The 22148-nt window shown below is 71.8% G+C and carries 15 protein-coding genes; 9 read left to right on the top strand and 6 right to left on the bottom strand.

The features are described from left to right. Positions 1 to 101: 101 nt before the first annotated feature. Positions 102 to 1313 carry an ROK family protein gene (locus OG734_RS33300; protein WP_330291130.1) on the bottom strand — a complete coding sequence of 404 codons (1212 nt, stop codon included), beginning with the start codon at positions 1311 to 1313 and terminating at the stop codon, positions 102 to 104. A 119-nt stretch (positions 1314 to 1432) separates the two neighbouring features. Here OG734_RS33300 and OG734_RS33295 point away from each other — a divergent pair, with 119 nt between their 5' ends. The 3 genes from OG734_RS33295 (at position 1433) to OG734_RS33285 (ending at position 7080) form a co-directional block, all read left to right on the top strand. After that, positions 1433 to 2932, top strand: coding sequence for an amylo-alpha-1,6-glucosidase (locus OG734_RS33295; protein ID WP_443064965.1), 1500 nt, complete (start codon positions 1433 to 1435; stop codon positions 2930 to 2932). Then, on the top strand, positions 2929 to 4866 hold the full coding sequence (locus OG734_RS33290) for an amylo-alpha-1,6-glucosidase (protein ID WP_330291129.1): 1938 nt from the start codon (positions 2929 to 2931) through the stop codon (positions 4864 to 4866). Before OG734_RS33295 ends, OG734_RS33290 begins: the two co-directional genes overlap by 4 nt. Before the next feature lie 180 nt (positions 4867 to 5046). Beyond that, a complete protein-coding gene (locus tag OG734_RS33285; RefSeq protein WP_330291128.1) occupies positions 5047 to 7080 on the top strand; it encodes a CDP-alcohol phosphatidyltransferase in 2034 nt (677 codons plus the stop codon). A 120-nt stretch (positions 7081 to 7200) separates the two neighbouring features. Here OG734_RS33285 and dusB read toward each other — a convergent pair whose 3' ends face one another. Continuing rightward, positions 7201 to 8355: a tRNA dihydrouridine synthase DusB gene (dusB, locus tag OG734_RS33280; protein ID WP_330291127.1), complete on the bottom strand. Its 1155-nt coding sequence runs from the start codon at positions 8353 to 8355 to the stop codon at positions 7201 to 7203. 65 nt (positions 8356 to 8420) lie between these two features. Here dusB and OG734_RS33275 point away from each other — a divergent pair, with 65 nt between their 5' ends. Continuing rightward, complete coding sequence (locus tag OG734_RS33275) at positions 8421 to 9911, top strand: MFS transporter (protein WP_330291126.1); 1491 nt, start codon at positions 8421 to 8423, stop codon at positions 9909 to 9911. A gap of 115 nt (positions 9912 to 10026) precedes the next feature. Continuing rightward, entirely contained in the window at positions 10027 to 12597 is a 2571-nt protein-coding gene (locus OG734_RS33270) for an ATP-binding protein (protein ID WP_330291125.1), read from the top strand. Here the strand turns inward: OG734_RS33270 and OG734_RS33265 are convergent. After that, positions 12578 to 13441 carry an MEDS domain-containing protein gene (locus OG734_RS33265; protein ID WP_330291124.1) on the bottom strand — a complete coding sequence of 288 codons (864 nt, stop codon included), beginning with the start codon at positions 13439 to 13441 and terminating at the stop codon, positions 12578 to 12580. The genes OG734_RS33270 and OG734_RS33265 overlap by 20 nt on opposite strands. Before the next feature lie 228 nt (positions 13442 to 13669). After that, a complete protein-coding gene (locus tag OG734_RS33260) occupies positions 13670 to 14584 on the bottom strand; it encodes a helix-turn-helix transcriptional regulator (protein WP_443065117.1) in 915 nt (304 codons plus the stop codon). A gap of 116 nt (positions 14585 to 14700) precedes the next feature. Here OG734_RS33260 and OG734_RS33255 point away from each other — a divergent pair, with 116 nt between their 5' ends. Further along, complete coding sequence (locus tag OG734_RS33255; protein WP_330291123.1) at positions 14701 to 16134, top strand: MFS transporter; 1434 nt, start codon at positions 14701 to 14703, stop codon at positions 16132 to 16134. Between the two features lie 171 nt (positions 16135 to 16305). On the opposite strand, the gene OG734_RS33250 is transcribed toward OG734_RS33255, so the two are convergent. Further along, positions 16306 to 18597 carry an FtsX-like permease family protein gene (locus OG734_RS33250; protein WP_330293883.1) on the bottom strand — a complete coding sequence of 764 codons (2292 nt, stop codon included), beginning with the start codon at positions 18595 to 18597 and terminating at the stop codon, positions 16306 to 16308. A 116-nt stretch (positions 18598 to 18713) separates the two neighbouring features. Further along, positions 18714 to 19406: an ABC transporter ATP-binding protein gene (locus OG734_RS33245; RefSeq protein WP_330291122.1), complete on the bottom strand. Its 693-nt coding sequence runs from the start codon at positions 19404 to 19406 to the stop codon at positions 18714 to 18716. A gap of 225 nt (positions 19407 to 19631) precedes the next feature. Between OG734_RS33245 and OG734_RS33240 the strand changes: the two genes are divergently transcribed. The 3 genes from OG734_RS33240 to OG734_RS33230 all read left to right on the top strand — a co-directional run bounded on the left by OG734_RS33240 (position 19632) and on the right by OG734_RS33230 (position 22045). Next, entirely contained in the window at positions 19632 to 21026 is a 1395-nt protein-coding gene (locus OG734_RS33240; RefSeq protein WP_330291121.1) for a sensor histidine kinase, read from the top strand. Continuing rightward, positions 21023 to 21736 (top strand): response regulator transcription factor, encoded by a 714-nt coding sequence (locus OG734_RS33235; RefSeq protein ID WP_330291120.1) that lies wholly within the window; start codon positions 21023 to 21025, stop codon positions 21734 to 21736. The genes OG734_RS33240 and OG734_RS33235 overlap by 4 nt, the downstream gene beginning before the upstream one ends. A gap of 102 nt (positions 21737 to 21838) precedes the next feature. After that, positions 21839 to 22045, top strand: coding sequence for a hypothetical protein (locus OG734_RS33230; protein WP_330291119.1), 207 nt, complete (start codon positions 21839 to 21841; stop codon positions 22043 to 22045). Positions 22046 to 22148: the final 103 nt, after the last annotated feature.

Here is a 22148-nt window from a genome sequence, read left to right as displayed (position 1 = left end):
AGGGTGGCGAGAATCACGCGCGAAAGCCCGCCCGGATTTCACCATGCGGACGCCGACCCGAAGGGGAAACACGCCTGTCACAGGCCCCCTCACCCCTCGCCTCACACCCCGAGCGCCGCCAACCGCTCCTCGACCCGCTCAGGCGCGTACAGGTACTCCACGACCATCGCCCCGGCCCCCACCAGCCCCGCCCGCTCCCCCAGCCTCGACGTCACCACGTCCAGATGAGCGGTCGAGCGCGGCAGCGCCCGCTGGTACAGCAGCTCCCGTACGCCCGTGAGGAACGGCGTGCCCGCCAGGTCGCCCGCGATCATCAGCACGCCGGGGTTGAGCAGCGTCACCACCGTCGCCAGTACGTCCCCCACGCTCCGGCCCGCCTCCCGCGCGAGCGCGACCGCCCCCGGGTGCCCGGCCGCGAGCAGGTCCCGTACGTCCGAGCCCGACGCCGCCGGCACCCCGGTCTCGGCGAGGCGGCGGGCGACGGCGCCACCACTCGCGATGGCGGCCAGACACCCGTACGACCCGCACCGGCACAGCGCCTCGGCGCCCTGCGGAACGCGGATGTGCCCGATGTCCCCGGCGCCGCCGTCGATGCCCCGGAACACCGAGCCGCCGACCACCACTCCCGCGCCGATGCCCGTCGAGACCTTCACCAGGACGAAGGCCGAGCAGTCAGGGTGTCCGGTGCGCTGCTCGCCGTACGCCATGAGGTTGGCGTCGTTGTCCACCAGCACCGGGACCCTCGCCGCAGCCAGCTCGCCCGTGTGTTCGGCGAAGGCGCGGGCCAGGCGGGATCGTATGTCGTAGCCGTCCCAGCCGGGCATGATCGGCGGCTGGACGACGCGGCCGGTGTCCGTGTCGACCGGGCCCGGTACCGCGAGGCCTATGCCGCAGACCTCGGACGGGCGGTGGCCGGTCTTCGTCAGGAGCTCCGCGAGCCAGCGGCCGACTTCGCCGAGTACGGCGTCGGGGCCGTCGTCGACAGCCAGCGCGCCCGAATGTTCCGCCAGGAGTTCACCCGTGAGAGTGAGAACGGCGGCACGGGCATGACGGGTGTCGAGGTCTGCGGCGAGGACGACGGCGTGGGCGTCGTCGAACTCCAGCGTGATCGACGGGCGACCGCCGAGCGGCGAGTCGACCGGCCCCGAGGCACCCTCGCGCAGCCAGCCCGCCCGGAACAGCCGGTCCAGCCGGTGCCCGACCGTCGCCCGTGAGAGACCCGTCACTTGCTGCAGGGCACCCCGGGTCGTCGCGCGCCCACTGCGTACCAGTTCGAGCAGATCGCCGGCGCTCGCCTGAGCACGACCACTCATGCGCACCCCCTTGTGTTTCTCAAGCTTGCATTACATATTGAGTTATGCGTGTTAAATAGACGTAACCCTACGGTAGCCAGTACCGAACTGGCAGGACGAGCGTCAACGGGGAGTACCGAGTGGACCGCACAACCCAGCTCACCGCCCGTCGCACGGGAAACCTGGACCCCGTACGCACCACATCCTCACCTCCCTTTTCCGGTCATGGTGAGGTATCGGGCTCGGGGGGCGTTGTATACGACCTGGCGGCTCGCGCTGGTTCTGTGCACGTCAGGGCGGCCGAGGTGCTGGAGGCCAACTGGACCGGCACCTCGACGGTGCCTTCGCACGGCCTGTATCCGCACCAGTGGTCCTGGGACTCCGCGTTCATCGCGATCGGTCTGCGTCATCTGTCGCCCCTGCGCGCGCAGACGGAGCTGGAGACACTGCTCTCGGCCCAGTGGGGCGACGGGCGGATCCCGCACATCGTCTTCAATCCTTCCGTCCCGCTCGACGCGTACTTCCCGAGCCCTGACTTCTGGCGCTCCTCGACCGCGGGGCGCGCTGCGGGCGCCCCGCGCACCGTACAGACGTCCGGCATCGTGCAGCCACCGGTGCACGCGCTGGCCGTCTGGCTGGTGCACCAGGCCGACCCCGGGCTGTCCCGCTCGCGCGGCTTCCTCGCCCGCGCCTACCCGCGACTCGCCGCCTGGCACCGCTATCTCCTGCACCGCCGCGACCTGGGCGGGGGCGGCCTCGCGTCGGTCGTGCACCCCTGGGAACAGGGTATGGACAACAGCCCTTGCTGGGACGCCCCGTTGAGCCGCGTCACCCCGGCCCCGGCCCGCTCCTTCCGTCGCGCCGACCTCGACCACGGAGCCGCCGAGGACCGGCCGACGGACCTGGACTACGGACGGTACGTGCGACTGGCCACGGATTACCGGGACGGGGGGTATGAGGACGGGGCAGGCGAGTTCGCCGTCGAGGACCCCTCCTTCAACGCGCTGCTGATCGCCTCGGAGCACGCCCTGGCGCGCATCGCCCGTGAGCTGGGCGCGACGGGGACAGCCCGGAACGCCCGTGCGGAACGCCTGACGGCGGCCCTGGTGGAGCGGCTGTGGGACCCGGCGGAGGGGATGTTCTTCTGCCGCGACGTGAAGGACGGTTCCCTCGTCCCCGAGCGCAGCGTCTCCGGGATCGTCCCCCTCCTCCTGCCCACGCTCCCCCGGGACATCGCCGCCACCCTCGTCCGTACCGCGCGTGGGCCGCATTTCGAGGTCGGCGGCGCCGCCCGCCTCGTGCCGTCCTACGACCTGCTCGGCGAGGCCTTCGACCCGCACCGCTACTGGCGCGGGCCGGCCTGGTTCAACACCGGATGGCTGGTGGAGCGCGGGCTGCGGCAGCACGGCGAGCGGGCCCACGCCGACGCGCTGCGCACGGCGCTCCTGGAGACCGCCGACGCCACCGACTTCGCGGAGTACGTGGACCCGTACACCGGCGAGGCCTGTGGGGCACTCGGCTTCGGCTGGACCGCCGCGCTCACCCTCGACCTGCTCCACCAGCAGCCCATCGCCGACATCGCCGACTTCGGTGCTGTCGACGCGTTCGACATGAGTGACAAGGGAGGGGAACGGCGATGACGGACCGGCATCATCTGCTCGTGCACGGCGGGACGTTCGCGGCCGTCGGCGACGGCGGGGACATCAGCGGCGTACGCGGCGGCAGCCAGCCCGACGGGCTATTCGTACGCGACGCACGGCACTTGAGCCGGTGGCAGCTCACCGTCGACGGCGCTGTGCCCGAGACGCTCAGCCCGGTCTCCGGCGGGGACACCGCGCGCTGTGTCCTCGTACCGCGCGGGGGCCGTCAGGAGCCGCCCGCCTACACCCTCTTCCGTGAACAGGCCGTCACGGACGGGGCGTTCGTCGAGGCGCTGCGGGTGACCAGCAACCGTCCGGGGCCGACGACGGTCCGGATCGCGGTCACCGCCGACGCCGACTTCACCGACCAGTTCGAGCTGCGCTCCGACTACCGTACGTACGTCAAGTCCGGCGCCGTCCGGGGGCGTGAAGTCCTCGACGACGGCGTCGAGTTCAGCTACCGGCGCGGTGAATGGCTGTCCTGTACGACGGTCACCGCCGAGCCTCCTCCCGACGGTGTCGAGGAGACCGGCACCGGCGCCCGGCGCCTCGTCTGGACCCTGGACCTCGAACCACACGGTTCGGCGGAACTGACGCTGCGCGTCGCGGCCCGCCCGCACGGGGCGACCAAGGAACCGCTCGTCCCCGCCTCGCCCTCCGCCGCCAATGACCAACTCCTCGCTCTGGAAGGGGAGTTCGTCGAGGGCGTCGCCTTCCCCACCGGCTGGCCGGAACTGGCGGCGGCCTGCGCACGCGGCCTCTCCGACCTGGCCTCGCTGCAGGTCCCCGCGACGGGACCCGACGGCGAGGAGCTGCGCGTACCGGCCGCCGGCGCGCCCTGGTTCCTCACCCTGCTCGGCCGCGACGCACTCCTCACCTCCCTCTTCGCACTCCCCTACCGCCCCCAACTCGCCGCCGCCACCCTCCCTGCGCTCGCCGCGACCCAGGCGACCGAGGTCGGCCCGGACTCCGTGGCCCAGCCGGGCAAGATCGTGCACGAGGTACGGCACGGCGAGCTGGCGCACTTCGGGCAGGTGCCGTACGGCCGTTACTACGGCTCGGTCGACGCGACCCCGCTGTTCCTGGTGCTCCTGGGCGCGTATGTCGAGCAGACCGGCGACACGGCCCTGGCCCGCCGCCTGGAGGCCAACGCCCGCGCGGCGATCGGCTGGATGCTCGACCACGGGGGCCTCACCTCCCGCGGCTATCTGGTCTACCGGGCCGACCAGGGCGGCCTCGCCAACCAGAACTGGAAGGACTCCCCCGGCGCCATCTGCTCGGCCGACGGCACCCGCGCAAGCGGCCCGGTGATGGCGGCGGGGGCCCAGGGCTACGCGTACGACGCCCTGCGCCGTACCGCCCAACTCGCCCGCACCGTATGGGACGACGAGACGTACGCCGCCCTCCTCGAACAGGCGGCCGACGACCTCCGCAACCGTTTCCAGCGGGACTTCTGGATGCCGGAGCACTCCTTCCCGGCCCTCGCGCTCGACGGCGAGGGCAACCAGGTCGACGCGCTCGCCTCCGACGCGGGCCATCTGCTCTGGTCGGGGCTGCTCGACAAGGAGTACGGGGAGAAGGTCGGCCGACGCCTGGTCGAGCCGGACTTCTTCTCCGGCTGGGGTGTACGGACGCTGGCGTCGGGCCAGTCCGCCTACCATCCCCTCTCCTACCACCGGGGCTCGGTCTGGCCGCACGACAACGCCCTGATCACCCTGGGCCTCTCCCGGTACGGCCTGCACGACGAGGCCCGTACGGTCGCCCACGCCCTCGTCGACGCGGCGACCGCCACCGGCCACCGCCTCCCCGAGGTCCTCGCCGGCTACGGCCGCGACACCCACGGCGAACCGGTGCCCTACCCGCACGCGTGTGTACGGGAGTCCCGGTCGGCGGCGGCCCCGTTGGCACTGCTCACAGCGGTCGGGGGCGCCTGACCGGACGTACGACGACGCGTGTGGCCGGACGCTTGGTGAGGCGTTTGCCCGGTGTTTGCCGGGTGCTTGGGCGCGGAGGCTGAACGCAGGCCGAGGGCCCGCCGTACGGGATGGTGACGGACCTCGGCTCCCACGCCGGGTCCGCCGCTCCTGCACGGGCTACACGGAAGGACCTTCGGGGTGCCTCTGTTCACGCGCATCATCCCATCGACGGACGCCACCACGGACGCCACCACCGAGGCACCTTCGACGGAGACGCCATCCCCGGACACCGACGACAGCGCCACGGAGACCCCGGCGGTTTCTGAAGCAACCGATGCCGCCGATACGGCGGCTGAGGCCGGCGCAGCCACGGAGGTCGCCAAGGCCGGCGCAGCCACCGAGCCCAGCGCCGCCACCGAGGTCACCGAGCCCAGCGCAGCCACCAAGGCCACCGAGCCCACCGAGGCCGGCGCAGCCACCGAGCCCAGCGCCGCCACCGAGGTCACCGAGCCCGGCGCAGCCACCGAGGTCACCGCAGCCGCCGAGGCCAGCGCAGCCGCCGAAACGGAGAAGTCCCCCAAGCCCGGCTGGCGCACCCGTCGTCCCACCGTCGCCCGCAACCTCAGCTGGGCGGTCACCGGCCTCTCCGCGCTTCTCGTTCTCGTCGCCCTGCAACTGCCGGCCACCGCCGACCAGATCCGGCTCTCCGAGTTCTTCCGGATCCCGGCGGAGGCGATCGTCGCGGCCGTCGTGCTGCTCGCGATGCCGCGCCGGCCGCGAGTGATCACGGCGGCGTGCATCGGTGTCTTCCTCGGTGCGCTGACCGTGGTGAACCTGCTGGACATGGGATACGTCGAGTATCTGGGCCGGCACTTCAACGTGATGGTCGACTGGGAGCTGCTGAGCGACGCGCAGTCGTACCTCACCGACTCCATAGGCGCGGTGGGTTCGATCGCCACGACCCTCGGTGTGATCGTGCTCGTGCTGCTCCTGCTCGTCGGGACAGGCCTCGCGACCGTGCGGCTCAGCAACCTGCTCGCCCGCCACAACGCCGGCGCCACCAAGGCCTCGCTCATCGCCGGCACCGTGTGGATCACCTGCATGTCCCTCGGACTCACGAACTTCGGCGGGGCGCCGTTGGCCTCGAACCACGCCACCGCGATCGTCGAGGCGCACGTGCAACGGGTGCACAACAGCATTCGCGACGAGGCGGTGTTCGAGAAGCTGGCGAAGAAGGACCCGTTCGCGAAGACGCCCCCCGACCAGCTGGTGCCGGACCTGCGCGGCAAGGACGTCATCTTCACGTTCATCGAGAGCTACGGCCGCAGCGCGATCGAGGACCCGGTCATGTCGCCCGGCGTCGACCGGACGCTCGCCGACCAGACCCAGGCCCTGACCGACGCCGGATTCGCCGCGAAGAGCGGCTGGCTGACCTCGGCGACGTACGGCGGCAGCAGTTGGCTCGGCCACTCCACGTTCCTGTCGGGCCTGTGGATCAGCACCCAACAGCGTTACCGCACCCTCGTCAACAGCGACCGCCTCACCCTCCCCGAGGTGTTCCGGCGCACCGACGACTTCCGGGTCGTCGGGGTGATGCCGGGCGTGCAGAAGAGCTGGCCGGAGGCGAAGTTCTACGGCCTGGAGAAGAACTACGCGGCGAAGGATCTCGGCTACAAGGGACCGAAGTTCAGCTGGTCGACCATGCCGGACCAGTACACGCTGGAGGCCTACCAGCGCCTGGAGCACGGCAGGAAGCAGGCCAAGCCGCTGATGTCGGAGATCATCCTGACGTCGAGTCACCAGCCCTGGGCGCCCCTTCCGAAGACGGTCCCGCAGGACCAGCTCGGCGACGGCTCGGTGTTCAACGCGATCCAGAAGGCGGGCAAGGACCCGAAGGACGTCCTCTACGACGGCACCAAGGCCAAGGAGGAGTACGGCAAGTCGATCCAGTACTCGGTCACCAGCCTCATCGACTGGCTCACGCGGTACGGCACCGACAACACCGTCCTCGTCTTCCTCGGCGACCACCAGCCGATGGCCCGGGTCAGCGGCAACGACGCCAGCCGCGATGTGCCGGTGTCGGTCGTGGCCAAGGACCCGAAGATCCTGGACAAGATCTCCGACTGGAACTGGACGGACGGCCTGCGCCCCGCCGACGACGCACCGGTCTGGAAGATGGACGCGTTCCGCGACAAGTTCCTTACGGCGTACGGCTCGACGCCTCACCCGTAACCGACCTTGGATGCCCCTGGGGGGTGCAGGGGGGCAGCGCCCCCCTGCACCCCCCAGGGGCGCGGGGAACTGCGCGACCAGCCACAACGAACCCGCAGACGACGGACGGCCAAGAGGGCCTCACCCTCCGGAGGTATCCAGCTCCGCGTCCTCACTCACGCCCGCGCAGTCGTACGGGTCCTTCAGCCAGCCCTCCGGCAGCACCACCCGGTTGTTGCCGGAGGTACGGCCGCGAGGTCCGTCCGCGCCGAGGGGCCAGGGCTGGTCGAGCTCCAACTCGTCGAGGCCGGACCGGAGTTCGGCCAGGGACGACGTGATCGCGAGTCGCTTGCGCATCTCGGAGCCGACCGCGAAGCCCTTCAGGTACCAGGCGACATGCTTGCGGAAGTCGATGACCCCGCGCGCCTCGTCCCCGATCCACTCACCGAGCAGCGTGGCGTGCCGGACCATGATGTCGGCGACCTCGCGGAGGGACGGGCGCGCGATGGCCTCCGTACGTCCTTCGAAGGCCGCCACCAGGTCCGCGAACAGCCACGGCCGGCCGAGGCAGCCGCGTCCGACCACCACCCCGTCGCAGCCGGTCTCCCGGACCATCCGCAGCGCGTCCTCGGCCGACCAGATGTCGCCGTTGCCGAGTACGGGGATCTCCGGCACATGCTCCTTGAGGCGGGCGATCGCGTCCCAGTCCGCGGTGCCGCCGTAGTGCTGGGCGGCGGTGCGGCCGTGCAGCGCGATGGCCGTCACGCCCTCCTCCACGGCGATCCGGCCGGCGTCGAGGTAGGTGATGTGGTCGTCGTCGATGCCCTTGCGCATCTTCATCGTGACGGGGAGGTCCCCGGCGCCGGACACCGCCTCGCGCAGGATCGCGCGCAGCAGGTGCCGCTTGTACGGGAGGGCCGAGCCGCCGCCCTTCCTCGTCACCTTCGGGACGGGGCACCCGAAGTTGAGGTCGATGTGGTCGGCGAGGCCCTCTTCCGCGATCATGCGGACGGCCTTTCCGACGGTCGCCGGGTCGACGCCGTACAGCTGGATCGAGCGCGGCTTCTCGGTCGCGTCGAAGCGGATCAGCTGCATGGTCTTCTCGTTGCGCTCGACCAGCGCCCGGGTCGTGATCATCTCGCTGACGAACAGCCCCTTGCCACCGCTGAACTCCCTGCACAGGGTGCGAAAGGGCGCGTTCGTGATCCCGGCCATGGGGGCGAGGACGACGGGCGGCTGCACGGTGTGCGGGCCGATCCGGAGGAGGTTTGCGGGGGCGGTCACGGGCGTGGACATTGGGCCATTCTCGCGCACCGAACGGAGTACAGCCAAAGTCGTTAGTTAGTCGTACTATGGACCGCATGTCCGAGCTGAGTCCCCGCCGCCGCATGCTCGTGCTGGCGATCTGCTGTATGAGCCTGCTGATCGTGAGCCTCGATGTCACCGTGCTCAACGTCGCGCTGCCCTCCATGGAGAAGGATCTCGGCGCGAGTGTGGCCGGTATGCAGTGGGCGCTCGACGCGTACACGCTGGTGCTGGCCTCGCTGCTGATGCTCGCGGGCTCGACCGCCGACCGGATCGGCCGCCGCCGGGTCTTCAAGACCGGGCTGGTGCTGTTCACGCTCGGCTCGGTGCTCTGCTCGCTCGCCCCGAGCCTCGACTGGCTCATCGTGTTCCGCATGATCCAGGCGGTCGGCGGCTCGATGCTCAACCCGGTCGCCATGTCGATCATCACCAACACGTTCACCGACCCGCGCGAGCGGGCCCGGGCCATCGGGGTGTGGGGCGGGGTGGTCGGCATTTCCATGGCCGCCGGCCCGATCGTCGGCGGTCTGCTCGTGGACTCCGTCGGCTGGCGCTCGATCTTCTGGATCAACCTGCCGGTGGGCCTCGCCGCGCTGCTGCTGACCCTGCGGTACGTCCCCGAGTCCCGGGCGCCGAAGGCCCGCCGCCCGGACCCGGTCGGCCAGGTGCTGGTCATCGCGCTGCTCGGCTCGCTGACGTACGCGATCATCGAGGCGCCCAGCTCACCGGTCTCGCACACGGTCGCCTTCGGGACGGTCACCCTGGCCGCGCTGCTCGGGCTGCTCTACTACGAGCCCCGGCGCACCGAACCCCTCATCGACCTGCGGTTCTTCCGGTCGGTGCCGTTCAGCGGGGCGACCGTGGTCGCGGTCAGCGCGTTCGCGGCGCTGAGCGGGTTCCTGTTCCTGTCGACGCTGTACCTGCAGAACGTGCGGGGGCTGTCCGCGCTGCACGCGGGTCTGTGGATGCTGCCGATGGCGGTGATGTGCTTTGTGTGCGCCCCGATCTCGGGGCGGCTGGTCGGCAGCCGGGGGCCGCGGTTCTCGCTGCTCATGGCAGGGGTCGCGATGACCGCGAGCGGGGTCCTGTTCGCCGGGTTCGACGCGGAGTCGTCGAACGTGACGCTGGTGATCGGGTACTTCCTGTTCGGCCTCGGCTTCGGCTTCGTCAACGCGCCCATCACCAACACGGCCGTCTCGGGCATGCCCCGCTCCCAGGCCGGGGTGGCCGCCGCGGTCGCCTCCACCAGCCGCCAGACCGGCGGCACGCTGGGGGTCGCGGTGATCGGCGCGGTGCTGGCGTCGGGTATCGGGGCGGGCCCGTACAAGGAGGTGTTCGCCTCCGCGGCGCGGCCCGGGTGGTGGATCATCGCGGGCTGCGGCCTGGCCGTACTGGTCCTGGGTGCCGTCACCACCGGCGGCTGGGCCCGGCGGACGGCGGAGCGGGCGGCCGGACGCATGGAGGACGAGGGTGTCGGGGGCGATGGCAGGGGCGGGGGCGGGGAGAAGGGCTTGCGGGGTACGGCGGGGGCGCGCAGCTCTATGTGAGCCGTTGCTGTAACCCATTGCCGACGATCACCGTTGAAGATCACGTAAGGGCACCAGCAACTCGTCGAACTCGAAGAGGGCGTGGCCGAACGTGGGGGCAGCCGGGTCGCGGCGGATGGTCGGATTTCCCGTGCCGGGAACGAGTTTCGTGGGCCGGCAGCATGAACTCGCGCAGGCCAGGCGGCTGTTGGCCGCCACCAGGCTGCTGACGCTCACCGGTCCCGGCGGGGTCGGCAAGACCCGGCTCGCGGGACGGGTGGCCGAGGGGGCGGTACGGGGCTTCCCGGACGGGGCCTGGCTGGTGCCGCTGGCCGCCGTGCGGGACGGCACGCTGGTGCCGCACGCGGTCGCGGACGCGCTCGGCATCCGGGACGAGACGGGCCGGGCGCCGCTGGACACGGTCGTCGAGCATCTGCGCAGCAGACGGCTGCTGCTGGTCCTGGACAACTGCGAGCACGTGACGGGCGCCTGTGCCTCGCTGGTGGCCGCCGTGCTCGGGGCGACCGAGGGTGTCCGCGTACTGGCCACCAGCCGCCACCGGCTCAGCCTCACCGAGGAGCAGCTGCTCCTCGTGACCCCGCTGGCCACCCCGGCCCCCGAGCACGCCCTCCCCGGAACGGAGTTCCCGGCGCTGCGCCTGTTCGCCGACCGGGCGGCGGCCGTGGCACCCGGCTTCGAGATCACCGACCGCAACCGGGCGGCCGTGGCCCGCCTCTGCCATCGCCTGGACGGCCTCCCGCTGGCCATCGAACTGGCGGCCGTGCGGATGCACGCCCTGGGCGTGGAGCAACTGGACGAACGCCTCGGCGAACACCTGGGCGCCCATTACCGCCTCCTCGCCTGCGGCAGCCCGGCCGCCCCACCCCGCCACCGGACTCTCCGCTCGGCCGTGGACTGGAGCCACGACCTGTGCACCCCGGCGGAACAGCTCGCCTGGGCCCACCTGTCGGTCTTCACCGGCAGCTTCGACCTGGCGGGCGCGGAGGCGGTGTGCGGCGGTGAGGTGGTCGCTGGGCGGCCGGGCAGGGCGGAGGGCGCACGCGCCGGAGACAAGCCCGCCCCGGCGGGAACAACTCGCGTCACCGCCGACCCCAACCCGTCGGGAGGGACCCGCGCCGCCGAGGGGACGATGACGGCCCGGCCGGACACGACCGACTCATACGGCGGCCCCAACCCGCCAGAAGCCACCCCCACCGACGACGCGACGACGACCGCCCAGCCGGACACGGCCAGCGGCCGGCACGACGACCCCGCCCCGGCGGCGACAGCCCGCGCGAGCGGGGCGTCGGCCCGGGTCGGAGGCGCCGCCGAGCCCGGAGTTTCGGTCGGCGCGGTCGGTGCCGGTGCTGCCAGGGGCGCCGTGCTGGAGGCCGTGATCGGGCTCGTGGAGAAATCCGTGCTGGTCAGGGAGGGGGGAAGGGCCGGAGGCGGAAGCGGTACCCGGTATCGGATGCTCGCTCTTCTGCGTGAGTACGGGCTGGAGAAGCTGGAGGCGCTCGGTGCGGCCGGGGACAGTCGGCGGCGGTTGTGCGCGCACTTCGTGCGGATCGCGGAGGAGCATGAGCGGAGTTGGTTCGGGCCGGATCAGCCGGGCACGCTGGCCGGGCTGCGCGCCGAGCACGACAATCTGCGCGCGGCGCTCGACTTCTGCCTCACCACCCCCGGCGAGTCCCCGCGCGGGCTGCGCCTGGTCGGCAGCCTGTGGTTCTACTGGATCGCGCGCGGCGCCTGGGCGGAACTGCGGCACTGGTGGCAGCGGCTGGTCATGTGCGAGGGCCGACGCCCGTCACCCGAGCTGACCCGGGCCCACTGGGCCGCCGCCCTGATCCCGCTCGTCCGCACCCGTACTAACGCCGTTCTCCTGACCGGCGCCCCGCACCCCCCGACCCTGGCCCCGCACGAGACACCCGACGTCAGACCACTGGCCGAGGTCCTGGACCGACACCCAGGGCTCGTCGGCGGCGACGAAAGGCCGCTGCTCGCCTTCCACATCCTCAGCCGCGTCGAACTGGCGACCACGCTCACCTTCCACGGCCGCCCCGAGCGCGCCGTGCCGCTGTGCGTGGACGCCCTCGCCGTGTGCGAGGCGCACGGCGAGCAGTGGGTCCGCTCGTACGTCCTGGGCGCCCTCGCCACCGCCCGCTGGGCCCTGGGCGAGCACGAGGCCGCCGCCGAGAGTGCCCGGCGCTGTCTGCGGCTGCCGTATGTCACCGGCGAGCCGCATGCCGTCGGCGGCACCCTGGAGGTACTTGCCGTCGTCACCGCCGCCCGGGGCGACGCCGAGCGGGCGGCCGTGCTGCGGGGCGCGGCGCACCGCATCTGGTACGACCTCGGCCACGACCCCCTGGCCGGGCAACGGCGGGCCTGCGGGACGCCCGACGACAGCCCGTACGGCGACGCCCACCGGCGGGGTTACGAACTGTCGGTACGGGAAGCCCTCGCCTACGCACTGGGCGAGCCTCTCCGGCCCGCCCGCCCCGCACCGCCGGTGCCCGACACCGGGCTCACCCGCCGCGAGTTGGAGGTGGCCGCGCTGATCGCGTCGGGCATGACGAACCGGCAGATCGCGGAGCGGCTGGTGATCTCCCGGCGTACGGCCGAGGGGCATGCCGAGCGCATCCTCGCCAAGCTGGGTTTCGCGGCCCGCAGCCAGGTGGCGTCCTGGTTCAGCGGCCTGTCCCGCTGACCGTTCCCGTTCCCGTTCCTGCTCCCGTTCCTGCTCCCGTTCCCGATTCCGCTTCCGCCTCTCCCCCTGTCTCTGCCCCTGTCCCTTCTTCCGTGCGGAGCCTCAACTGCCGTACGTCGTCAGATCCGAGGCCTCGGAGGACCGCTTCGAGGATCGGTCCGCAGCGGATGTCGAGGGTGTCGCCGTCGGGCAGGTCCCGGGCGAAGCCGACGAGTTGCCAGGCGGCGTGTGCCTCCATGTAGCACAGGTCGGTCAGGTCGAGTGAGTACCGGAGCGGGGAGGAGTCGTCGGTACGGATCACTTCGAGGGCGTCGAGGTGGGTCATCACCTGGAGCGGGTGGACCGTCCGCATCGCGGCCACCAGGTGGTCGGTGTACTGGTGACGGCTGTACCAGCACATCGCGGTGAGGCGGGGATCCACGAAGAGCGGTTCCATGAAGGCCTCGTAGTCGAGGAGTTGGTCGTCGCTGACGCCGGCCCGTTGCCCCCAGGCCATGTCGGCCCCGACCCGCAGCCCGCTCCGCCCCTCGGCCCGTGACCGCTCCAACTCCTGGGAGTAGAGCCGGAATTGCCGGTCCCTGGAGAAGCTGCCGTCCGGGATGTACACGGAGGTGTTGCGCACGATCTCCAACTGGCCGCTCTGCCGGGCAGATTCGGCCTGTCCGGTACCGGCGTCGAGGCGGGCGAGAGCGTCGTCGTCGCCCACGTCGGCCGGGTCGAGGACGACCATCACCTTCTCGCCACGGGTCAGTCCGGTGCGGGTGTAGGCGGTCAGTACCTGCCAGTGAGCCTGGGCGTCGGCCACGTCCAGGCAGGCGTGGTCGCCGGGGCGCAGCGCTCCCACGGGGACGCTTCGGGCGGTCGGGTGCGCGGGTTCATATGGGTGCCCGTGTGGATGCCCGTGTGGATGCCCGTGTGCGTGTTCCGCCATCGAGGGCGCCTCCCCAGGTGCTGATGATCAACTCAGGACGACGGTAGGGAAACACCTGCGCCCAGGCACTGCCGCCACCCCCAACGCCCCTCACACGGACCGGGATTGACCACTCACGATCAGCCGTCCGACCGAACTCGATCAGCCGCTGCCGCTTCCCGACTGCTCCCCGCCCACGACCATCGCGTACAGCTTCTCCAGACGCGCACGCGTCTCCTCGTCCGACGGAACCATCGTCACCAGGCGGGTACCCAGCTCCGGGGCGAGCCAGAGGTCGGTGTGGTCGACGGTGAGCAGGCCGACGTACGGGTTGCGGAACTGCTTGGTCTTGCCGCGGGCGCTGACCACCTCGTACCGCTCCCAGATCTCGCAGAACTCCGGGGACTCCGTGCGCAGCCGCTTCAGCATCAACTTCCAGGCGGGGTCGCCGAGATGGGCGGCCTGCTGGACCCGGAGCTTGGCCGCCATCATGCGCATCGACTCTTCGAGCAGGACGACCGACGACCGCCACTCCTCGTTCGTGTAGACGAGCAGCATGAGGTTGCGGTCCTCGGGCGGTACGGCGTCCAGGTCGCCCATGAGACGGCTGTACGTGCGGTTGTACGCCTGGATGTCGTACCGGCTGTTCTGGATACAGGCCGGGATGGGGTCGAGGGCCCACAGGAGTTCACGCAGCGCGGGCGTGATCGTCGGGCAGCTCGCGGCGGGGGTCGGGTCGACGGCTCCGGCGAGCTGGAAGAGGTGGGCGCGCTCGCTCGGGTCGAGGAGGAGGGTGCGGGCGAGGGCGTCGAGCACCTGCTCGGAGACCTGGATCGCGCGCGCCTGTTCGAGCCAGGTGTACCAGGTGACGCCCACTGCGGAGAGCTGGGCGACCTCCTCACGGCGCAGGCCCGGCGTACGGCGGCGCCGGCCGCGCGGCAGCCCCACCTGCTCGGGGGAGATGCGTTCGCGGCGGCTGCGCAGGAAGACGGCGAGTTCGTGGCGCCGGATCTCCGAGCCGGGCCCGCCGGGCCGCTGCTGCTTCCGCTGAGCCGTGGTCTCCTGGGCGGTGGCGATGGTCGTCGTGGTCACCGTCCCACTCTCCCTCCACCTGGACCCTGTTTCCAGGTACTCCTACTACCAGGATAAAGACACTCTGGTACCACCCTCAGGGGAGGCGGATGCTGATCGACGTGACTGAAACCAGCACCTCACCCACTGCCGCCATCCGCTCCCCCGCCGGGTCACCCGTACTCGGCGGGCTCGGCCTGTTCACCGTGCTGCTCGGCGCGGCGCTCCCCCTCATCGACTTCTTCATCGTGAATGTCGCCCTGCCCACCATCGGCCGGGATCTGGCGGCGAGCGAGGCCGTCCTCGAACTGGTGGTCGCCGGGTACGGGGTCTCGTACGCCGTTCTGCTCGTCCTGGGCGGGCGGCTCGGCGACCTCTTCGGCCGGCGCCGGCTCTTCCTCGGCGGCATGGCGGCCTTCGGCGTCACCTCGCTGGCCTGCGGTCTCGCGCCGACCGCCTGGACGCTGGTGGCGGCCCGGATCGCGCAGGGCGCGGCCTCGGCGGCGATGCTGCCGCAGGTGCTGGCGACGATCCAGTCGGCGACGGCCGGCCCGCGCCGCGCGAAAGCGATGAGCCTGTACGGCGCGACGGCGGGTCTGTCGATGGTGGCGGGCCAGATCCTCGGCGGCGTACTGGTGGCCGCCGACATAGCGGGCACCGGCTGGCGCTCGGTGTTCCTGGTGAACGTGCCGGTGGTGCTCCTCGGTCTGGTCCTGGCCGCCCGGTCGGTCCCGGAGACCCGCTCGCAGCACCCGGAACCGGTGGATGTCCCCGGCACGCTTCTCCTGGGGGTCTCGCTGATCACGCTCCTGGCCCCGCTCACCGAGGGCCGGGCGGCGGGCTGGCCGCTGTGGACCTGGCTGTCGCTGGCCGCGTTCCCGTTCGCGGCGGCGGCTTTCTACGCGGTCGAACGCGGCGCGGACCGCAAGGGCCGCACTCCACTCGTACCGCCGACCCTCTTCGCACTGCCGTCGCTGCGCCGGGGCCTGGTGATGATCGTGCCGTTCTCGATCGGCTTCAGCGGGTTCATGTTCGTGATCGCGGTGGCCCTGCAGCGGGGCGCGGACCTGGGGCCGGTACAGGCGGGGCTGGCGCTGGCCCCCATGGCCGTGACGTTCCTCGCCGTCTCCCTCTCCGGGCCGCGCCTGGTGGCTCGGTACGGCACCCGGATCGTCACGGTCGGCGGCCTGGTCCAGGGGGTGGGCGTGGCTCTCATCGCCCTCGCGGTGTGGCGTTCGTGGCCCGACCTGGGTGTGGTGGAGCTGCTGCCGGGAGCGGCGGTCGCGGGCGCGGGCCAGGCGCTGCAGCTCCCGGTCCTCTTCCGCATCATCCTCTCGGAGATCGAGCCGGCCCGGGCGGGCGTGGGCAGCGGTGTCATGATCACCACCCAGCAGTCCGCCCTGGCCCTGGGCGTGGCGACGCTGGGCACCCTGTTCCTCTCCCTGGCGCCGGGCGTGGGCATGCGGGATGCGTTGGTGACGACGTTGGTCGTGCAGTTGGGGGGCATCGTGGTGACGACGTTGCTCAGCCTGCGGCTGCCGCGGACGATCGGGTAAGTGCTCGGCCTCCGGCCGGGTGTACTACGAGCTCGGGTCAGACGGTCTGCTGTTGGGTGCAGGTGCGCTGTGGCTTGTCGCGCAGTTCCCCGCGCCCCTGCCGGGAGCGCCCCTGCGGGGCTGCTCCCGGATCTCCGGGCCTGTTCCCGGACCCCGTGTCACCAGCCTCCCTCACTCCGTGCGTAGTGCCGTTGCCGTGTGGGTTCTGGCTGCCCAGCCTGCCGGGAGCAGGGCGCCCAGTAGGGCGATCGTGAGGCCGGCCAGGCCGAGCAGCGCCAACTGCCAGGGTGTGTACACGTCCAGGACGGACGGCGGTAGTTCGGTGCCCGCGGCGTGGCCCATCACCGGCAGTACGAAGCCGTGCAGCGCGAAGCCGGCGGGTACGCCGACCAGGCCGCCGAGTACGCCGATGCCGGCCACCGAGGCGAGTACGAGGCTCACGGTCTGGCGTGGCGACATGCCGAGCGCCTTGCAGACGCCGAGGTCGTGGACGCGCTCCCGGGTGTCGAGGACGACGGAGTTGAGGACGCCCAGACCGGCCACGGAGACCAGCATGAGGGTGAGCAGTGCCGCCATCGATTCCAGGATGATGATGAAGTTGTTGTCCCCCGACGGGGCGTTGGCCATGGCGTCGCCGCCCAGCGGCTGGACCACGGCGGCGAGCTTCGCGGCGTACTCGGCCGCGGAGACACCCGGCTTCACCTCGACGAGGAACATCCGGGGCTGGGCCGCGGGGAAGTCGGCGATGTTCGCGTGGAGTTGCCGGCCGCCGTCCGAGGTGTCGAAGGCCTCTCCGACGATCCGCAGGGTCCGGGCGTCTCCCTCGTAGGTCACCCGAACCGTGTCACCGATCTCGGTGCCGGTCCGTTCCAGATAGCCCGAGCCCACCACGATCTGGCCCGCTCCGTCGAGCCAGTGCCCGGAGATCATCTCGTAGCTGCCGGAACGGGTGTCGCCCTGGTAGAGGCTGATCGGTACCGAGCCGGCGATTCCGGCCACGGAGGCGTCGTTCCGGGTCATGCCGTAGTACGAAGCGGTGCCTTCCTGCGCCTCGACGGCGGCGCGGATGCGTGCCGGGTCGGCGGGCGGGGCCTCGGACTTGCCCTCGGCGGGCGGGGGCCCGCCGGGGCCGGCCCCCGGTCCGCCGCCGCCGCCGCCGAACACGGTGACTGCGGCACGCTCCTCGGGATCGGCCGCCGCACCGACCGCCGTCAGGGACGCGGTCAGCCCCACCGCGAAGGTCGCCGCGATCGTGCCGAAGGCCACCGCGAGCAGCATCGCGACCGTGCGGACGGGGTGCGCGAAGGGGCTCGCGAGGCCGTAGGTCACCGCTCTGGGCAGCGGCAGCCGTCCCGCCGCCCGGTGTGCCCACTGGCCGCGTCCCGGGCGCGGGGCCCGGCCCACGGCGATGGCCTCGACCGTACTCAGCCGCCCGGCCCGCAGGGCGGGCACCAGTGCGGCGATCCCGACGACGAGCAGTGCAGCGGCCGGCACCACGACGTCCACCCACCACGTCACGCCCAGCGTGGCGGTGCCGTACGCCTGCTCGGTGTCGTCGAGGAGGGGTACGGCCAGCAGGTTGCCGAGGACGACGCCCAGCCCGATGCCGACGGCGGCCGGAATCAACGCCTGGGCCACATAGGCGCGTACGACCTCACGCGGGGTGAAGCCGATGGCCTTGAGGATGCCGATCCTGCGCAGGCTCGATCCGACCGCGCCGCTGGTCACACTGCCGACGATGATCACCGACATCACGATGCCGAGGACACCGAAGGCGATCAGGAAGGGGATGGTCGGCGCCGCGCCCTGGTCGGCGTCGCGCTTGGTCTCCAGATAGGACTGGCTGCCCAGCAGCGCGCCGGACGGCACGGCCGAGGCGAGCCGCTTGCGGTCGGCGGTGAGCTGTTTGTCCGTCGCCGCCGAGTCGAAGCGGTACAGCATCTGGCTGGTGAGCGGGGTGTGGGTTGACCCCGCCAGCGCCCTGGCCTGGGCGGGGGTCGCCCAGACGTCGGCGGTTCTGCTGACCGACAGGGCGAAGCCGACGATCGTCAGGGTGGGGCTGTCCGCGTCGTCCGAGGCATTGAGCGTGGAGCCGAGCTTCAGGTCGGGGCCGGAGAACGACGCGCTGAGCACGATCTCGCCCGGTTTCGCCGCCCACCGGCCGGACTTGAGGTCCAGATCGTCCACGTCGGTCTGCGGAGCGGACCGCCCGACGAGCGTCAGCGTCGGCAGGTGTCCGCCCACCGAGTCCACCGGCTTGATCGTCGTGACGGGGTACGGTCCCGCGCTCGCGCTGACGCCTTCCTGTTCTCCGGTGGCCTTGAGCTGCGTCGTACTCGCTCTGCCCGGATCGAACTGGACGGTCAGATGCGCGCCGTGCTGCTGCGTGAACGCGTGGTCGAAGGGCGCGCTCGCGGCGACGATCAGCGACCCGGCGACCACCGACGAGGCCACGGCCATCATCGTGGCCACGGCGATCACCACGGTCTGCACCCGGCGCCGCCCCACACCGGACCGTACGACCCGGCCGAGCGCACCGCCGGTTCCGAAGCCGAAGCCGAAGCCGAAGCCGAAGCCGTTCAACGGGCCGCCCCCGCCCGCGTGTCGAGGGCGAGGTGACCGTCGACCAGGTGGATCGTGCGGCTCGCACACGCCTCGGCGAGCGCCAGGTCGTGGGTGACCAGCACGATGGTCTGGCCGCCACGGTGCAGCTCCACCAGCAGTTCCCGTACGTCCTGTCCGGAGGCGGAGTCGAGGGCGCCGGTCGGCTCGTCGGCGAGCAGCAGGGCAGGGCGGTTGACCAGCGCGCGGGCGACCGCGACCCGCTGGCGTTCGCCGCCGGAGAGCCGGCCCGGATAGGCGCGGGCGTGCTTCTGGATGCCGAGCACCTCCATGAGCTCCCCGGCGCGGGCCGCCGTCTCGCGCCGTGCGGTGCCGGTCAGTTGGGCGGGGAGCTGGATGTTGTCGGTGACGGTGAGATCGTCGAGCAGGTTGAAGAACTGGAAGACCATGCCGATCTGTTCGCGGCGGAACCGGGCCAGCGCGTGCTCGTTGAGATCGCCGAGCCGTCGGCCGGCCACGGACACGCTGCCCTCGCTCGCCCGGTCCAGGCCCGCGACGAGGTTCAGCAGGGTGGACTTGCCGCTGCCGGAGGGGCCGGTCACCGCGAGTGCCTCGCCCTGTTCGACGGAGAGCGTGAGCGGCCCGAGCGCGGGCCTGCCGGCGCTGTCGTAGCGCTTGGCCACGTCCTCGAGTTGGATCACCTGGGTCATGAACTCGCCTGTCTCTACGGTCGGTTCGAGCGGAGAAGTTGCCGGACTCGGTGAACGTAGGGCCGGGCGTCGTCGCGGCGCGTCGGCCGCGGCACCGACGTCCGGCCCTCCCCGCGGAGGACCCGGCCGAGGGGTCATCCCTGCGAAGTAGGCCTGAGGGACGGCTTGTTGGGCAGTTCGTTCGGAGGGGACGCCGGCCGGCTCACCCGCCCCCACAATGAGCCGATGGAGACGGAGTACCGGCGCGCAGGGCACTGGCGTCAGCAACTGTGGGACGCGCTGCGGCCGGAGCCGAAACCCGCTCCGCTGTCGCGGCGGGCGGTGCGCGTCGACCTCGTGCTGGCGGTCGTACTGACCGTCGTCGCACTGATCGTCGCGGCGCACTATCCCGGTGACGGTCCGGTGCGCTTCGTCCCGAAGACCGAGTACGGGGACGGCAGCGGGGGTCTGTACGGGCCCCTGCCGCCGCCACCGCCCCCCATGCCCCGTCCACCGGTCGTGGGGGAGGACGGGGCCCCCGTCGCGCCCTGGCCGCTGGTCTTCCTGTCGGCGCTGCCGCTGCTGGCCAGGCGCCGGTATCCGCTGGTGGTGTTCGGGGTGGTGCTGGGCGCGGCTGCGGCCATGGGCGACAACGCCTCCTGGGTCACCGTGCTGACCTGCGTCATCGGCGCCTACAGCGCCGTCAAGCACAGCCGTTACCGGGTGGGGGCCATGGCCTCGCTGGTCGTCGGCGCGGTCCTGGCCGGCATCGCGTTCCAGCAGGCGGCGCCCGCGCTCCCCGGCTGGTCGAGTCCCGGGGTCGTGCTGCTGGTCGCGGGGGTGCTGGCCGGCCTCGTCGGTTTCTGGCAGCGGCGGCTGGCGGCCGGCCGGGACCGGTTTGCGCGGTTGCAGCGGACCCAGGAGGAGGCGATGCGGCGGGCTGTGGCGGAGGAGCGGGCGCGGATCGCCGCCGAGCTGCACGACGTGGTGACCCACAACGTGAGCGTGATGGTGATCCAGGCCGGCGCGGCACGCAAGGTGATGGACACGGCGCCCGACCGGTCCAAGGAGGCGTTGCTCGCGGTCGAGGCCGGGGGCCGGGCCGCGATGGCCGAACTCCGGCATGTGATGGGCCTGTTGGCCGCCCCCGACACCGGCCCCCAGGAGACCCCCGCCGACGGCCTGGAACCGCAGCCCGGCCTGGACCGGCTCGACGCCCTGACGGAGCGGGTGCGGGGCGCCGGGACACCGGTCGTCGTGGCCGTGTCACTGCCGCCCGACCCGTTGCCGCCCGGGGTGGACCTGACGGCGTACCGCGTGGTGCAGGAGGCGCTGACCAACACGATCAAGCACGCGCCCGGTGCCGAGGCCTCCGTCCTGATCGGCTGGGCCGACGACTGCCTCCAGATCGAGGTCGGCAACACGAGCGCCGCGCGGTACACCCCCAACTCCCCACCCCCGGAAGGCGACAGCAACGGGAAGGGCAGGACGGACAAGGCAACGGACAAGGGGACGGGCAACGGTCGCGGTCTGATCGGGCTGCGTGAACGGCTGGCGGTCTACGGCGGCGAGCTCACCGCCGGTCCGACGCTCGCCGGTGGCTACCGCGTCACGGCCAGAGTCCCGTGGCGGACGCCGTGAACGAGAACCGTCCGCATCCCCCACACCAACCGCCCCTGCGCGCGGTCATCGCCGACGACCAGGCGTTGGTCCGTACGGGCTTCGGGATGATCCTGGCCGCCGACGGCATCGAGGTGACGGCCGAGGCGGCCGACGGGGCCGAGGCGGTGGCCGCCGTGCGTCGCACCCGGCCCGATGTCGTCCTCATGGACATCCGGATGCCGGGCATGGACGGCATCGAGGCCACCCGGCGGATCCTCGCCGACGACGCCCCGGAGGCCAGGAGAACCCGCGTCGTCATCCTCACCACCTACGACCTCGACCACTACGTGTACGCCGCCCTCACCGCCGGGGCCTGCGGCTTCCTCCTCAAGGACGTCACCCCCGAGCACCTGGTGGCCGCCCTGCGCCTGGTCCAGTCCGGCGACGCCCTGCTCGCCCCCACGATCACCCGCCGCCTGATCGAACGCTTCGCCCACCGCGAGGAACCCTCGCGAACCACCACCCGCCACACCGACCTGTCAGGCCTGACACCCCGTGAACTGGAGGTCCTGCGCCTGCTGGCGACAGGCCTGAGCAACGCCGAACTGGCGGAACGTCTGTTCCTGAGCCCCACCACGGTCAAGACGCACGTCGGCCGCATCCTGTCGAAACTGGAGCTGCGCGACCGGGTCCAGGCGGTCGTACTGGCCTACGAGACGGGCCTGATCGCCCCCGGAACGGACCCCTGAGCGCCCGGGGCCTGTCTCAACTCTTCACACAGCGGCCCCCTGTTGATGTTGCTCTTGCTGCACACTCCTAGCTGCACGCATCCCCTGGACGGCGGAGAGGTCATGTTGCAGATCAACACGAGCAAGGTGAGCCGCTGGGACCAGCACGGACGGGAGCACGTCGTCCATGTCCAGCGCACCGGGGCGCACCGCGTCATGAGCTGTGACACCTGCGGCTGGCGGAAGAAGGTGCAGTTCCTGCCCTGGCTGAAGGCGGAGGAACACCTGGCAGAGGAGCACCAGGCGACGGTGGATCCGACGGCGGACTGACCGGCCGGGAGCGCGGGAGGGAGTGCGGGGGCTTCTCCGCGGAGATCCACTGTCCTACAATCACGCCCTTGGGTCACGGGGGTGATCCGCGGCCAGGGGGCGG

Origin of the sequence: Streptomyces sp. NBC_00576 (assembly GCF_036345175.1) — a bacterium.
In the GTDB taxonomy this organism is placed as follows: Bacteria; Actinomycetota; Actinomycetes; order Streptomycetales; family Streptomycetaceae; genus Streptomyces.
This window is presented reverse-complemented; position numbering and strand designations above follow the sequence as displayed.

What these genes read in the sequence shown, in the direction of transcription:
- OG734_RS33290 (WP_330291129.1), top strand. Translation starts at nt 2,929, where the DNA reads ATGACGGACCGGCATCATCTGCTCGTGCACGGCGGGACGTTCGCGGCC.
- OG734_RS33245 (WP_330291122.1), bottom strand. Translation starts at nt 19,406, where the DNA reads ATGACCCAGGTGATCCAACTCGAGGACGTGGCCAAGCGCTACGACAGC.
- OG734_RS33240 (WP_330291121.1), top strand. Translation starts at nt 19,632, where the DNA reads ATGGAGACGGAGTACCGGCGCGCAGGGCACTGGCGTCAGCAACTGTGG.
- OG734_RS33275 (WP_330291126.1), top strand. Translation starts at nt 8,421, where the DNA reads ATGTCCGAGCTGAGTCCCCGCCGCCGCATGCTCGTGCTGGCGATCTGC.
- OG734_RS33270 (WP_330291125.1), top strand. Translation starts at nt 10,027, where the DNA reads ATGGTCGGATTTCCCGTGCCGGGAACGAGTTTCGTGGGCCGGCAGCAT.
- OG734_RS33230 (WP_330291119.1), top strand. Translation starts at nt 21,839, where the DNA reads ATGTTGCAGATCAACACGAGCAAGGTGAGCCGCTGGGACCAGCACGGA.
- dusB (WP_330291127.1), bottom strand. Translation starts at nt 8,355, where the DNA reads ATGTCCACGCCCGTGACCGCCCCCGCAAACCTCCTCCGGATCGGCCCG.
- OG734_RS33250 (WP_330293883.1), bottom strand. Translation starts at nt 18,597, where the DNA reads ATGATGGCCGTGGCCTCGTCGGTGGTCGCCGGGTCGCTGATCGTCGCC.
- OG734_RS33300 (WP_330291130.1), bottom strand. Translation starts at nt 1,313, where the DNA reads ATGAGTGGTCGTGCTCAGGCGAGCGCCGGCGATCTGCTCGAACTGGTA.